The sequence below is a fragment of the Stenotrophomonas sp. 05L414_2 genome (assembly GCF_056397905.1).
In genome coordinates this window covers 1-13,598 of the sequence record NZ_JBFTOJ010000113.1, presented here as the reverse complement: position 1 = coordinate 13,598, position 13,598 = coordinate 1, and the positions used below count along the sequence as shown (strand labels likewise).

Here is a 13,598-nt window from a genome sequence, read left to right as displayed (position 1 = left end):
CCATGGAACTGGAAGGCTACGTGCTGGACACGATGCTCGACCTCGACTTCGGTGCGCACAAGCTGACCGTGGGCGGCCAATACAACGACACCGACATGGTGGACGGCGTGTTCGGCATGGACGGTGCCGGCTACCGCAGCAACACCAAACAGAAGCACCGCATGTGGGCGCTGTTCGCCGAGGACAACTGGTCGCTGACCGACACCCTGACCGCCACCTTCGGCCTGCGCTACGACAACCACAACATCTTCGGCAGCCACCTCAGCCCGCGCGGCTACCTGGTCTGGAATGCCACCGATGCCTGGACCTTCAAGGGTGGCGTCAGCACCGGCTACAAGACCCCGCGTCCGGACCAGCTGTTCCCCGGCATCACCGGCTTTGGTGGCCAGGGCGTGCTGCCGCTGGTGGGCTCGCCGAACCTGAAGCCGGAAACCAGCACCAACTACGAGCTGGCCGCCTATTACGAGGGCCAGCGCTGGGGCTTCAACGTCACCGGTTTCATCAACAAGTTCGAAGACAAGATCGCCAGCGGCGGCACGTTCCCCAACTGTGAAGTCGCGCCGGCCGGCAGTGGCTACTGCGTGGACATCGGCCCGGGCTGGGCGTCGCTGGGCTACAGCACCTTCACCCAGAGCGTGAACATCGACAAGGCCGAGACACGTGGCGCAGAACTGGCCGGCCACGTCGACCTGCTGGACACCCTGCAGCTGCGCGGCAACTACACCTGGACCAAGAGCGAGCAGACCGCCGGTTCCGGCAAGGGCCTGCCGATCACCGGCACCATGCCGGCCAAGCACATGGCCAACGCCAGCCTCAACTGGCAGCTCAACGATGCCATCAGCCTGTCGCTGATCGGCGAAGGCCGCTACGACCGCTACCGCGACACGATCCTTGATGCCGCCGGCGCCAGTCATACCCGCTACTACGAGGACTACACCCTCTTCCACCTCGGTGGCAGCTGGAAGGCCACGCAGTGGCTGACGGTCAACGCGCGGGTCAACAACCTGTTCGACAAGAACTTCGTCTCGCAGTCGTGCCTGCTGACCAGCCCCAGCGAATACAACTGCGTGGACGACTACGCCACCAAGGACCAGCGCCGCAGCTACTGGATCTCGCTCAACGCGAAGTTCTGACCTTGCCCTGGTGGGTGCCGGCCTTGGTCGGCACCTCTCCATCCACGCATGGCGTGGATCCACCGGCCCGTGGTAGTGCCGGCCGCTGGCCGGCAACCGCGCGATGTTCTCAGGTGGCATGGGATTGCCGGCCAGCGGCCGGCACTACCCTTTCAGAGATACACAACGACATCTAATTGCGAGCAATTCTCATCAATGATGTAATGACCAGTATTCATCCGTCCCGAATCGTGCCGTGAGCCGTCCCGCATCTTCCACCGTGCAGCAGCAGCAGAGCCGCGGCTTCTGGCTGCGTACCCTGCACCAGTGGCACTGGATCAGCTCTGCGGTCTGCCTGATCGGCATGCTGCTGTTCGCGGTGACCGGTCTGACGCTGAACCATGCAGCAAAGATCGAGGCCAAGCCACAGGTGCAGAACCAGCACCTGGAACTGCCGGCCGAACTGCTCGGCGGCCTGGGCTCCCGCGAGGACGGCAATGCACCACTGCCACGCCCGGCCCGGCAATGGCTCGACGGTCAGCTGGGCATCTCCATCGGCGGTCGACCCGCCGAATGGTCGGCCGAGGAAATCTATCTGTCACTGCCACGCCCCGGCGGCGACGCCTGGTTGAGCATCGACCGCGAAACCGGCGCGGTGGAGTACGAATCCACCTCGCGCGGCGCGGTGTCCTATCTCAACGACCTGCACAAGGGCCGCAATGCCGGCCCCGCATGGGGCTGGTTCCTGGACGTGTTCGCCGTCGCCTGCCTGGTGTTCTGCATCACCGGCCTGTTCCTGCTGCACCTGCATGCGCGGCAGCGACGCATGACCTGGCCACTGGTCGGCCTGGGCCTGATGATCCCGCTGCTGATCGCCCTGCTGCTGATCCACTGACTTCCACCGTGACTTCCATCCGTTCTTCCGGAGCCGCCCCATGCGCGTCACCCTGACCATCGCCCTCAGCGGCCTGCTGGCCACCTCGCCGGCTTACGCCACCACCCTCGACATCAACGTCGAAGTGCCCAAGCTCAACGTGGCCGAGTACCACCGCCCGTATGTGGCGGTGTGGCTGGAAGGCGCCGACCAGAAGGTCGCCGCCAACCTGTCGGTCTGGTACCAGCAGACCAGCAACAGCGAAGGCCATGGCACCAAGTGGCTGCCCGACCTGCGCCAGTGGTGGCGCAAGAGCGGCCGCACCCTGCAGGTGCCGGTGGACGGCGTGACCGGCCCGACCCGCCCGGCCGGCAAGCACGCGCTGTCGTTCAACGACAAGCAGCCCGCACTGAAGCAGCTGGCCCCGGGCAACTACACCCTGGTGGTGGAAGCGGTGCGCGAAGTCGGCGGCCGTGAACTGCTGAAGATTCCCTTCACCTGGCCGGCCACCGCCGCACAGAACGGCCGCGCGCAGGGCGCCACCGAACTGGGCCAGGTCACCCTCGCCGTCAAACCGTAATTGCCTGAGCCGGGGTCAGAGCCCTTTCCGCTGGAAAGGGATCCGCCCCCATCGCAGCACCCCAGGGGTCGGATCACTTCCGCAGGAAGGGCTCTGACCCCATCAATCACCCTGGAGTCTTCCGCATGAAGCGCACGCTCGTCCTCGCCGCCGCTCTGGCCGCTGCCCTTCCCTTCTCTGCCCTGGCCCACAAGGCCTGGCTGCTGCCCTCGCAGACCGTGATCGCCGGCAACGCGCCGTGGATCACCGTCGACGGTGCGGTCTCCAACGACCTGTTCTACTTCAATCACGTGCCGCTGCGCCTCGAATCGGTGGTCATCACCGCCCCGGACGGCAGCACCGTGCAGGCGCAGAACGCGGCCACCGGCAAGTACCGCAGCGTGTTCGACGTCGAGCTGAAGCAGCAGGGCACCTACCGCATCGCCTCGGTCAACGACGGCCTGTCGGCCACCTATGAGCTGAACGGCGAGCGCAAGCGCTGGCGCGGTACCGCCGCTACCTTCGGCGAACTGCCCAAGGATGCGAAGAAGCTGGAAGTGAGCCAGTCGGTCGGCCGCGTGGAGACCTTCGTCACCAACGGGGCGCCGAACGACACCGCGCTGAAGCCGACCAACCGCGGCATCGAACTGGTGGCCGTCGGTCACCCGAACGACCTGTTCGCCGGCGAGGAAGCCACCTTCCGCGTACTGGTCGACGGCAAGCCGACCGCAGGCCTGGAGTTCGAGATCGTGCGCGGCGGCACCCGCTACCGCAACGCGCAGGACGAGCAGAAGCTGACCAGCGACGCCAAGGGCGAGATCAAGGTGACCTGGCCGGAAGCCGGCATGTACTGGCTGGAAACCGGCACCGAGRACAAGAAGACCTCGGTCAAGCAGGCCGCCAAGCGCCGCCTCAGCTACGTCGCCACGCTGGAAGTGCTGCCGCAGTAAAGACAGCGCTGCGATACCCGGCACGCCCTGGTATCGCAGCCTGCCACGCATGCCCATGACCTCTACCGCACTCGACATCGCCCGGCTGGGCGGCACCACCATGGGCACCACCTGGAGCGTGTCGCTGGTCGTACCGCGCCAGCGCGACCTGCATCCACTGCATGCTGGCATCCAGGCACGTCTGGATGAAGTGGTCGCGCAGATGAGCACCTGGGAAGCGGGTTCCGACCTGAGCCRCTACAACCGTGCCGACGCAGGTCAGTACCTCGTGCTTCCCATCGAAACACGCCATGTGTTGGCCTGCGCGCAGGCCATCGCTGCAGCCAGCGGCGGTGCGTTCGACCCCACCGTCGGCCCGCTGGTGGCGCTGTGGGGCTTCGGCGCCCATGCCGGCGCACGGCGCGCACCCGATGCCGCCACGTTGCAGGCAACCCGTGCACGCTGCGGCTGGCAGCGCCTGCACTGGCAGGACGATGCGCTGCTGCAGCCCGGTGGCCTGGAGCTGGATCTTTCGGCGATCGCCAAGGGCTTCGGCGTCGACCACGTCGCCGCCTGGCTGCGCGGCCAGGGTATCGATGCCGCACTGATTGAAGTCGGTGGGGAACTGGCCGGTTACGGCCGCAAGCCGGACGGCCAGCCGTGGCGCGTGCTGGTGGAGTCGGCGCCGGAAGAAGATGCCCACACCGATACGCCACCGCGTGTCCTGGCGCTGGACGGAAAGGCGGTGGCCACCTCCGGCGATCGCTGGCACCACTATCACGACGATGACGTGGCCTACAGCCACAGCCTTGACCCGCGCAGCGGCACGCCGGTACGGCAGGTCGCAGCCGCCGTCACCGTGGTCGCCAGCGACGCGATGCACGCTGACGCCTGGGCCACCGCGCTGACCGTACTCGGCCGCGATGCAGGCATCGCGCTGGCAGAGCGCGAGGGGTTGGCCGCGCGCTATCTGGAACGCACCACCACCGGCCCACGCGAAACCCTCAGCAGCGCCTTCCAGCAGCTGCTGGATGAGCAGGCTGGATGAGCATGCGTTTCCCGCGCGCGACCGTTGGCAACGTCATGGTGCTGGCCCTGCTGGCCGTGATCGGCGGGGCACTGCTGCGTCTGCACCTGGGCGAAGCGTGGTGGCAGGGTGCACCGCCGGCTCGGCAATGGGGCATCGCGCTGGCCGCCACTGCGCTGTATCTGCTGGCGTGTGGCGTGCTGTGGTGGCGCAGCCGTCCGCGCGACGACACGCCCGAAGGCGGCAACCCACCGATGCTGCTGGTCTGGTCCAGCCAGACCGGCTTCGCCCGCGAACTGGCCGAGCGCAGTGCGCAGGCTCTGCGCTCGGCCGGCATGCCGGTGCGCCTGCGCGGTCTGCATGAGGTCGATGCCACCCTGCTGGCGGGCAGCGCGCGTGTACTGTTCATCGTCAGCACCACCGGCGAAGGCGATGCACCCGACCACGCCCTGCCCTTCCTGCGCAAGGTAATGAGCACGCAGCCGCCGCTGCAGCACGTGCAGTACGGGGTGCTCGCACTGGGCGATCGCAGCTACGGGCATTTCTGCGCGTTCGGCCACCAGCTGCATGACTGGCTGCGCCAGCACGGAGCACATCCGCTGTTCGATGCCATTGAAGTCGACAACGCCGATCCAGCTGCCCTGCGCCACTGGCAGCAACTGCTTGGCCAGCTCGGCGGCGGCGCGAGCGAACTTCCCGATTGGACACCGGCCGAGTACCAGCCGTGGACGCTGCTGCAGCGTACCCACCTCAACCCCGGCAGCGCCGGTGGTCCGGTCTATTGGCTGCGCCTGCAGCCCCCGACCGGCAGYGGCGCGCAGTGGCAGGCCGGTGACATCGCCGAKGTCGGTCCGCAGCATGCCGAACAGAGCACGCGCGACTGGCTGCAGACGCAGGGCTTCGACGCGGACACCGTGTTGGACGACGGCACTACGCTGCTCGCCCGCGTTGCGCGCTCGCACCTGCCGTCATTGGTTGCAGCAGGCGATCTGCCTGGGCTGTTGGCGGCCCTGCAGCCCCTGCCACATCGCGAATACTCCATCGCCTCGGTGATGGACGACGGCGCGGTGGAACTGCTGCTGCGCCGACAGCTGCGTGCCGATGGCACGCCGGGCATCGGCAGTGGCTGGCTGTGCGACCACGCCGCCATCGGCGGGCCGGTACAGATGCGCCTGCGCCGCAACGAGAATTTCCATGGCGTCGCCGCTGATGTTCCACTGCTGCTGATCGGCAACGGCACCGGTATCGCCGGCCTGCGCGCGCACCTGCACGAACGCGCACTCATTGGCGGTGCCCGCACCTGGCTGTTGTTCGGCGAACGCTCGGCCGCGCATGATTTCCACTTCGGCGATGAACTGCAGGCGATGCTCGGCAACGACACGCTGACCCGCCTGGATACGGTATTCAGCCGTGATGGCGGCGCACATCGCTACGTGCAGGATCGCCTGCTGGCCGAAGCATCCACGCTGCGGCAGTGGGTCGATGACGGCGCGACGATCCTGGTCTGCGGCAGCCTGCAGGGCATGGCCCCGGCAGTGGATGCGGTGATCGAGCAGGTGCTCGGTGCCGACGGCAAGGAAGCGCTGCTGCTGGCCGGTCGTTACCGGCGCGACGTGTATTGAGCGAACGTTTGGGGCAAACCGCCTCTTGTGGGTGCGAACTGCCTCCTGGTGGGTGCGAACCTTGGTTGGCACCCTGCTGCGATATCGGCTGCYGCATCCACGCATGGCGTGGATCTACTGAACGGCTGGCGGCGATCCCTTGTTCGCACCCTGCTGCGATATCGGCTGCTGCATCCACGCATGGCGTGGATCTACCGAACGGCTGGCGGCGATCCCTTGTTSGCACYCTGCTGCGATATCGGCTGCTGCATCCACGCATGGCGTGGATCTACTGAACGGCTGGCGGCGATCCCTTGTCCGCACCTGCGATATCGGCCGCCGCATCCACGCATGGCGTGGATCTACGCGGATCCAAGGTGACAACCATGCTGCAGTAGATCCACGCCATGCGTGGATGATTGCCTCCGGGCGCCGACGCTGGCTCAGCCGCCCGCCGCGCTCACCCGTATCGCCAACAACTCGCCGCCGCCCTGCAATGCATGCCGCTGACGCTCACCGGCGGCCAACCACGCGGTATCGCCGGCCTGCATCGCAGGCAATCCGCTGTCCGCGCCGAACGTGGCCTGCCCGCCCAACAGGTGTAGGGCCCAGGCCACGCCCGGCTCGCAGAAGAAGAACATCGGCCCGACCAGTGGACGATGCAGCAGCTCGGCCTGCAGCAGTCCGCGCTTCCACATCAGGTTGAAATCGTGGGTGGTGCCGTCCACCAGCTCGCCGTGCAGCGCAGCTTCACCGGCAAAACGCACGCGCCCATGCGGTGGCAGCACCTCGGCTACGCGGCCGTCCTCGAAACGCAGGCGCACGCCATTGCCCTGCAGCAGCACCAGTTCGCGCTCGACGCCCGGGAATGCGGAAAACGCGGCGTCCTGCTCGATCTCGGCCACCGACAGGCGCAACGCCCAATCATCGCCCTGCGCTGGCAACCGCAGGATCTCGCGGGTCCAGCCGAGGCCGTTGCGCCAGCGTTCGCGGCGGTAGTCCAGGCTGGAAATCACCTGGCTCGGGGTCTGCAACAGGGAGTCGATGTTCATGCGCGCATTGCATCATGCCGCGCGCCGTAACGCATCAACGCGTTGCAAGACCCGCAGCCGTACCGCAATCGCCGCCCAGCAGCTGTGAGTGCTTGAGCCAGTCCTTGTCGGGGTAGTACGCAAACACCATCGTGCCGCCTCGCAGCGCGTCGATCAGCGGCTTGGCCACCGACAACCGCACCGCCGGGCAGCCCAGACTGCGCCCCAACCGCCCCTGCAACTGCGCAGTGGACGGATTCACATACGGCGCACCGTGGATGACGATGGCGCGCTCGCGCGCACGATCGTTGAACCCCGGCTCCAATCCTGCCAGGCGCAGCGAATAGCCGTTGCCGCCCATGTAGGTTTCCTGCGCGGTGAACGCACCGATGCTGGACATGAAGCTGCCATCGCGGTTGGAGAAATGTTCGGTGCGGTTCTCGCCGCTGTTGCGGCCGTGCGCCACCCACTCCTCGAACAACAGCCGCTGGCGGGCGAGATCGAAGACCCACATCCGCGGCTCGGTGGACGGCCGCGAGTAATCGATCACGCTCAGGCGTTCACTGCTGACTCCCAGCTCCGGCCGCTGCAGTGCGCAGCGCATGGCGTGGGCAGCCAACTGCAGAACCCGACGGTCCGCCTTGGGCGCGGTGCGTGCCAGCTGCGCGGCGAGGTCGTCGGCGCTGATGGCGGCAATGGGCGTCTGTGCCCCGGCCGGGGCGCTGGCAGTGGTTGCCAGCAGGCCAAGGGCGGCCAGCCGGCACAGGCGGGAAGCAGACATGGGCACGTAGGGAGGTCTCAGGACCCCTTGAGGGTGGACGCTGGCGGCTCTGATTCCAAGACCGGCTGCATTCCCGATTCAGCCGCGCTTGGGCGCACCGCCGGCAGCGACGTCACCAGCAGGGTCGTGCCCGGCACCAGTACCTGGTACAGCTGGCGGGCGAAATCGGCCGGCAGGGCCATCGGCAACGACGGCGTGGCCAGCAGGTCCGGCGTGGCCTGGGCGCGGTCCTGGCCGAGCAGCGGATAGGCCGTCCACTGGTGCAGGCGCTGCTGTGCATCAAGCGGGCTGGGCGTATCGCTGTAGCCCTGGCCCATCACGAACAGGGTGGTGCCCTGGAACGCTGGCAGCGCGTCGGCCTTCAGCGGCGACTCACCGATCATCACGCCATCGCGCAGCACGTACAGGCGCTGGTCGTGCAGGCTGACCAGGATGCCGACCTGGCCACTGGGTGCGGSCGCATCATCCCACCAGGCCTTGTCGGGAGCACCGCCCTCGCCTTCCGGCAGGGCCTGGCCGCGTGCATTCACCGGCGCCAGCACCGCCGGATAGGCCAGCGTCATCGGCGCGCTCTTGGCATCGGCCACGACCACCGTATCGCCGCGCTTGGTTTCGCTGAACAGCTTCTGGGCGAAGGCCTGCGGCAGGCGCACGCAGCCATGCGAGGCCGGATGCCCGGGCAGGCTGCCGCCGTGAAGGGCGATGCCGTCCCAGGTCAGCCGCTGCATGTACGGCATGGGTGCGCTGTTGTAGAGGTTGGAGCGGTGGTCCTTGTCCTTCTGCAGGATGGTGAACACACCGGTCGGCGTCTCATGGCCGGTCTTGCCCGAGCTGATCGTGGTCAGGCCGATGGCAATGCCATTGCGGTACACGTAAGCCCGTTGCTCATCCAGGCTCACCACCAGCACGATCGGACCGGCCGGCGAGACTTCCGGATGCCACAGGTACTCGCCCGGCTTGAGGTCGGTCGGCCCGCGTACTTCGGAGGTCGTGGCCACGACAGGCTTGGAGGGTGCGGCCGCCTGTGCGGCGCACGGCAGTGCCAAGGCCACGGCGAGCATCAAGGTCAAACGGTGCAGGTGCATCCAGCAGGTTCCATTCCATGCGAAGACCCCACCGTACACCATGGGCACGTCGCAGCCGCGCCAAAAGAAATTGCCCGGCGACACAGCCATGTGTCGTACCGGGCAATCGTCACGTCCCTGTCGGCCTGCTGCCACCCCCTCGCATCCTGCGAAGCGGGGGCGGCGTTGCATCCTGCACGCGGCCGCGTCTGTCCTGTTTGTATCTCAGCCCCTTCCACAGGTCTGTGATGCCACCATCCTGGTGATTGGTGCCGCATCCCTGCGACGGTCGGCGGCTGCAGCCATCCTGTCCGCAGCCATTGAACCTGCATCCTGCAGATTCCGACGATTCCTGTTGTCAGCGCCTGGGTACGGTTCGCACCGGTACCGATCCGGGTACCGGATCCGCAGGCAACATCGTGTTGCCAACGGTGATCCGTCGTCGATTCCGTTCGACGATCGATGTCCCTATCCCCTTCACCTGCGTCAGGTCCTCGACGCGGTGAAACGGGCCGTGTCTGCGCCGGTGCTCGACGATCGCCGCAGCCTTGGTGGCCCCGACCATCGTCAATCCCTGCTGCAGCGCCTGGGCATCGGCCCGGTTGATGTCGATCGGCTCGGCAGCTTGCGCTCCCGCGATCCACACTCCCAGCACCAGCGCCCTTAACACGACAAACCAAGGCACGACGTGTATCTCCTTGTGGTTCTGACCGTCCCGACCGGCAATCCCGTCGGTCGAAACAGTGTCCGTCACCACATGCACACAGCGTATAGGGTTCACGGATTTCTAAAAGCCAGCCAAATACCCGACGTGATGTAGGGAAAACCCTACCCTTGGCCGAGGCGTAGAATGGGCGGATCAGCCATGCAACCGGAGTTTCAGATGGACAGCGCCAAGCTCGGCCAATTCGTCAATGACAAGTGGGACAGCGAAATCGTCCCGCAGTTGGTCGACTACATCCGCATTCCCAACAAGTCGCCGATGTTCGACGCCAACTGGGTGCAGAACGGCTACATGGAGCAGGCGGTCACCCTGATGGAAACCTGGGCCAAGGCCCAGGACCTGCCCGGCCTGAAGGTCGAAGTGGTGCGCCTGGAAGGCCGTACCCCGCTGATTCTGCTGGAAATTCCGGCTACCGGCGCCGAAACCGGCGACGACACCATCCTGCTCTACGGGCACCTGGACAAGCAGCCGGAGATGACCGGCTGGGACGACGACCTGGGCCCGTGGACCCCGGTCCTGCGCGGCGACAAGCTGTATGGCCGTGGCGGTGCCGATGACGGCTACGCCATCTTCGGCTCGCTGGCCGCCGTGCTGGCACTGCAGGCCCAGGGCTTGCCGCATGCCCGCTGCGTGGTGCTGATCGAAGCCTGTGAAGAGTCGGGCAGCTACGACYTGCCGGCCTACGTGGACCATCTGGCTGACCGCATCGGCAAGCCGTCGCTGGTGGTCTGCCTGGATTCGGGCTGTGCCAACTACGACCAGCTGTGGTGCACCACCTCGCTGCGCGGCCTGACCGGCGGCAACTTCTCGGTGAAGGTGCTCAACGAAGGCGTGCACTCCGGTGACGCCTCCGGCGTGGTGCCGTCCAGCTTCCGCCTGCTGCGCCAGTTGCTGTCGCGCATCGAGGACCAGGACACYGGCCGCATCCTGATCGACGGCATGAACGTGGAGATCCCGGCCGAGCGCCTGGAACAGGCCAAGCGTGCCGCCGACGTGGTCGACACCGCGATCTTCGAGAAATTCCCGCTGGTCGATGGCCTCAAGCCGATGAACGACGACCTGACCGAGCTGGTGCTCAACCGCACCTGGCGCCCGGCCCTGTCGGTGACCGGCATCGGCGGCATGCCGCCGCTGGAATCGGCCGGCAACGTGCTGCGCCCGCATACCGCAGTGAAGCTGTCGCTGCGCCTGCCGCCCACTGCCGATGGCAAGACCTGCGGCGAGCTGCTGAAGGAAGCGCTGCTGCGCGATCCGCCGAACGGCGCGCAGGTCACCCTGGACCTGGAAAAGGCCTCCACCGGCTGGAACGCGCCGGCGATGGCACCGTGGCTGACCAAGGCCATCGACGATGCCAGCCAGACCTTCTTCGGCAAGCCGGCGATGTACATGGGCGAAGGCGGCTCGATCCCGTTCATGGGCATGCTGGGCGAGAAGTTCCCGGGCGCCCAGTTCATGATCACCGGCGTGCTCGGCCCGCACWCCAATGCCCACGGCCCGAACGAGTTCCTGCACATCCCGATGGGCAAGAAGGTCACCTCGTGCGTGTCCAAGGTGATCAGCGAGCACTACGCGGCCAGCCTGCGTGGCGAGACCAGCGGTTCGCCGGTGGCCGCCGACAGCGGCACCCGCCACGGCGACCACGGCTGCTGCTGATCCAGCACGCAGTGACGGACGCAGCCCGGCCTTGCTAGGCTGCGTCCAACCTTCCAGAGCAGTGATCGCATGAACGGTCTGTTTGGCAGCACCAGCTGGCTCTACATCATCCTGGTCGGCTTCTTCGTCGGCCTGCTGGGACGCTTCTTCATGCCCGGCAACAACCGCATGGGCTGCCTGCTGACCATCGTGCTGGGCATCATCGGCGCGCTGCTGGCCGGCTGGTTCGGCCAGTACATGGGCTGGTACGCGCCCGGTGAACCGGCCGGCTTCCTCGGCGCGGTGCTGGGTGCGGTCGTCGTGCTGGCGATCCTGCGCCTGTTCAGCGGCCGCCGCTGAGCCGCCCTCTCTTTTCCCATTCTGCCCCCGACGTTGGCGCGCCCGGCGCGCCCGGATATGCCTGCATGACCGAACCCGCCTCTGATCCCCAGCGCAGCGCACAGCGCCTGCAATGGGCCCGTACCCAGCTTGACGACGGCAACACCGTGGTCGAACGCGCCTCGGTCGACGCCGGCATGCGCAGCTACTGGCGCACCACCAGCCATCGCGGCAGCCACATCGTGATGGACGCCCCGCCGGGGCTGGAAGACCCCACGCCGTGGCTGCGCATGCGCGGCCTGCTGCACGATCACGGCCTGCGCGTGCCCGCCCTGCTTGCCCAGGACCTCGACGCCGGCTTCCTGCTGCTGGAAGACCTGGGCGGCCCGACGCTGGCGAAGATCCTCGACGAACGCAATGCCGACGAGTGGTTCAGCCGATCCATCGATCAGCTGCTGCGCCTGCAGGCCATTCCGGTGCCGGCCGATTTCGGCCAGTTCGGCGAAGCGCTGCTGCAGCGTGATGCCGGCCTGTTCGACGAGTGGTTCCTGCAACGCCATCTTGGCCTTGAACTGGACTGCGGCGAGATCGAAGGCCTGCAGCTGGTGCACCGTCGGCTGATGGACAACGCGCTGGGCCAGGCCCAGCTGATGACCCACCGCGACTACATGCCGCGCAACCTGATGCCGGTGGATGGCGGCCCGGCGGTGCTGGATTTCCAGGACCTGGTGCGTGGCCCGATCGCGTACGACGCGGTAAGTCTGTTCAAGGATGCSTTCCTGAGCTGGCCGCTGCAGCGCGTGGACGAATGGCTGGCGCAGTATCACCAGCGCGCACGCGATGCCGGCCTGCCGGTACCCGACCGTGCCACTTTCCTGCGCGATGCCGACTGGATGGGCATCCAGCGCCACGTGAAGATCCTCGGCCTGTTCTGCCGCCTGCGCTATCGCGACAACAAGGGCCACTACCTGGACGATGCGCCGCGCTTCATCACCTACCTCGATGAAGTGCTGCCGCGCTATCGCGAACTGGCGCCCCTGCAGCAGTTGCTGGAAACGCGGATCAAACCGGCACTGGCCGAGTTGGCCGCGCCGATGCGCGTGCAGCGCTGAAGGCCGCATCGATGAAGGCACTGATTTTCGCCGCCGGCCTGGGTGAGCGCATGCGCCCCCTCACCCTGCACACGCCCAAGCCACTGCTGGCGGTGGCCGGCAAACCCCTGATCGCGTGGCATCTGGAGCGGTTGGCTGCGCTCGGCATCCACGACGTGGTGATCAACACCGCGTGGCTCGCCGAGCAGTTCCCGGCCGCATTGGGCGATGGCAGCCAATGGGGCCTGCGCCTGCATTTCATGCACGAAGGCGATACCCCGCTGGAAACCGGTGGCGGCATCCTCAATGCATTGCCGGCGCTGGGGGACGATCCGTTCCTGGTAGTGAACGGCGATATCTGGACCGATTTCGATTTCGCCACGCTGCCGCGTGAACCGGCCGGCCAAGCGCATCTGGTACTGGTCGACAACCCCGCGCAGCACCCCAATGGCGACTACCGGCTGGACGCGCACGGTGTACTGCACCATGACCGCGAAGGCCCGTGCCTGACCTATGCGGGCATCGGCGTCTATCGTCCGTCGATCGTGGCCGATTGGCGTGCGGTGATCGGTGAGGCACCGGGCAGCGAGTGTGTGCCACCGAAGTTTTCGGTGGTGCCGTTGCAGAAGCATTTCATGGCACAGGGGCTGATGACGGGGCAGCACCATCGCGGGCGCTGGACCGATGTCGGGACCGTTGATCGCCTGCATGCGCTGGATGCGGAGTTGACCGCGAACGGCTGAGCCCGTCGTGGTTGGTCGCTTGAATCAAAAGCCGTGCTTGGCCGGGCGGGTGGGCCATGCAGGGGACGCTGCAAGTACGTCCATGTAAGCT

General features: G+C 66.8%; 14 protein-coding genes. 10 read left to right on the top strand and 4 right to left on the bottom strand.

Annotation, left to right across the window (positions count from 1 at the left end; genetic code table 11):
• From AC1DJN_RS15150 to AC1DJN_RS15125, 6 genes are all read left to right on the top strand, one after another.
• Positions 1–1,133, top strand: a 1,133-nt coding sequence (locus AC1DJN_RS15150) for a TonB-dependent receptor domain-containing protein (RefSeq protein ID WP_478039392.1), incomplete at its 5' end; no start/stop codon positions are given.
• Positions 1,134–1,368: 235 nt separating this feature from the next.
• Positions 1,369–2,007: a PepSY-associated TM helix domain-containing protein gene (locus AC1DJN_RS15145; RefSeq protein ID WP_442252065.1), complete on the top strand. Its 639-nt coding sequence runs from the start codon at positions 1,369–1,371 to the stop codon at positions 2,005–2,007.
• Positions 2,008–2,047: 40 nt separating this feature from the next.
• Complete coding sequence (locus tag AC1DJN_RS15140) at positions 2,048–2,566, top strand: DUF2271 domain-containing protein (RefSeq protein ID WP_032975835.1); 519 nt, start codon at positions 2,048–2,050, stop codon at positions 2,564–2,566.
• 125 nt (positions 2,567–2,691) lie between these two features.
• Positions 2,692–3,495: a DUF4198 domain-containing protein gene (locus AC1DJN_RS15135; RefSeq protein WP_478039391.1), complete on the top strand. Its 804-nt coding sequence runs from the start codon at positions 2,692–2,694 to the stop codon at positions 3,493–3,495.
• 55 nt (positions 3,496–3,550) lie between these two features.
• Positions 3,551–4,522 carry an FAD:protein FMN transferase gene (locus AC1DJN_RS15130; RefSeq protein ID WP_478039390.1) on the top strand — a complete coding sequence of 324 codons (972 nt, stop codon included), beginning with the start codon at positions 3,551–3,553 and terminating at the stop codon, positions 4,520–4,522.
• A complete protein-coding gene (locus tag AC1DJN_RS15125; RefSeq protein ID WP_478039389.1) occupies positions 4,519–6,123 on the top strand; it encodes a sulfite reductase subunit alpha in 1,605 nt (534 codons plus the stop codon). Before AC1DJN_RS15130 ends, AC1DJN_RS15125 begins: the two co-directional genes overlap by 4 nt.
• Positions 6,124–6,545: 422 nt before the next feature.
• Here the strand turns inward: AC1DJN_RS15125 and AC1DJN_RS15120 are convergent, their stop codons facing one another.
• The 4 genes from AC1DJN_RS15120 to AC1DJN_RS15105 form a co-directional block, all read right to left on the bottom strand.
• Positions 6,546–7,154: a HutD/Ves family protein gene (locus AC1DJN_RS15120; protein ID WP_032975832.1), complete on the bottom strand. Its 609-nt coding sequence runs from the start codon at positions 7,152–7,154 to the stop codon at positions 6,546–6,548.
• Between the two features lie 34 nt (positions 7,155–7,188).
• Positions 7,189–7,914: a murein L,D-transpeptidase catalytic domain family protein gene (locus tag AC1DJN_RS15115; protein ID WP_025873996.1), complete on the bottom strand. Its 726-nt coding sequence runs from the start codon at positions 7,912–7,914 to the stop codon at positions 7,189–7,191.
• A gap of 17 nt (positions 7,915–7,931) precedes the next feature.
• Entirely contained in the window at positions 7,932–8,999 is a 1,068-nt protein-coding gene (locus AC1DJN_RS15110; protein ID WP_478039388.1) for a L,D-transpeptidase, read from the bottom strand.
• A gap of 337 nt (positions 9,000–9,336) precedes the next feature.
• Entirely contained in the window at positions 9,337–9,663 is a 327-nt protein-coding gene (locus tag AC1DJN_RS15105; protein WP_033832065.1) for a ComEA family DNA-binding protein, read from the bottom strand.
• 198 nt (positions 9,664–9,861) lie between these two features.
• Here AC1DJN_RS15105 and AC1DJN_RS15100 point away from each other — a divergent pair, with 198 nt between their 5' ends.
• The 4 genes from AC1DJN_RS15100 to murU all read left to right on the top strand — a co-directional run bounded on the left by AC1DJN_RS15100 (position 9,862) and on the right by murU (position 13,507).
• Positions 9,862–11,355, top strand: a complete 1,494-nt coding sequence (locus tag AC1DJN_RS15100) for a M20 family metallopeptidase (protein ID WP_478039387.1) — start codon at positions 9,862–9,864, stop codon at positions 11,353–11,355.
• A 69-nt stretch (positions 11,356–11,424) separates the two neighbouring features.
• The gene (locus AC1DJN_RS15095; protein WP_025874000.1) at positions 11,425–11,694 is read left to right on the top strand and encodes a GlsB/YeaQ/YmgE family stress response membrane protein; all 270 of its coding nucleotides are present in this window, start codon (positions 11,425–11,427) and stop codon (positions 11,692–11,694) included.
• 65 nt (positions 11,695–11,759) lie between these two features.
• Positions 11,760–12,785 carry an aminoglycoside phosphotransferase family protein gene (locus tag AC1DJN_RS15090; RefSeq protein WP_442252382.1) on the top strand — a complete coding sequence of 342 codons (1,026 nt, stop codon included), beginning with the start codon at positions 11,760–11,762 and terminating at the stop codon, positions 12,783–12,785.
• Between the two features lie 11 nt (positions 12,786–12,796).
• Positions 12,797–13,507 carry an N-acetylmuramate alpha-1-phosphate uridylyltransferase MurU gene (murU, locus tag AC1DJN_RS15085; RefSeq protein ID WP_478013570.1) on the top strand — a complete coding sequence of 237 codons (711 nt, stop codon included), beginning with the start codon at positions 12,797–12,799 and terminating at the stop codon, positions 13,505–13,507.
• Positions 13,508–13,598 lie beyond the last annotated feature (91 nt).

Excerpts from the sequence above, each read along its gene's own strand:
- AC1DJN_RS15140 (WP_032975835.1), top strand. The coding sequence starts at position 2,048 with ATGCGCGTCACCCTGACCATCGCCCTCAGCGGCCTGCTGGCCACCTCG.
- AC1DJN_RS15120 (WP_032975832.1), bottom strand. The coding sequence starts at position 7,154 with ATGAACATCGACTCCCTGTTGCAGACCCCGAGCCAGGTGATTTCCAGC.
- AC1DJN_RS15115 (WP_025873996.1), bottom strand. The coding sequence starts at position 7,914 with ATGTCTGCTTCCCGCCTGTGCCGGCTGGCCGCCCTTGGCCTGCTGGCA.
- AC1DJN_RS15095 (WP_025874000.1), top strand. The coding sequence starts at position 11,425 with ATGAACGGTCTGTTTGGCAGCACCAGCTGGCTCTACATCATCCTGGTC.
- murU (WP_478013570.1), top strand. The coding sequence starts at position 12,797 with ATGAAGGCACTGATTTTCGCCGCCGGCCTGGGTGAGCGCATGCGCCCC.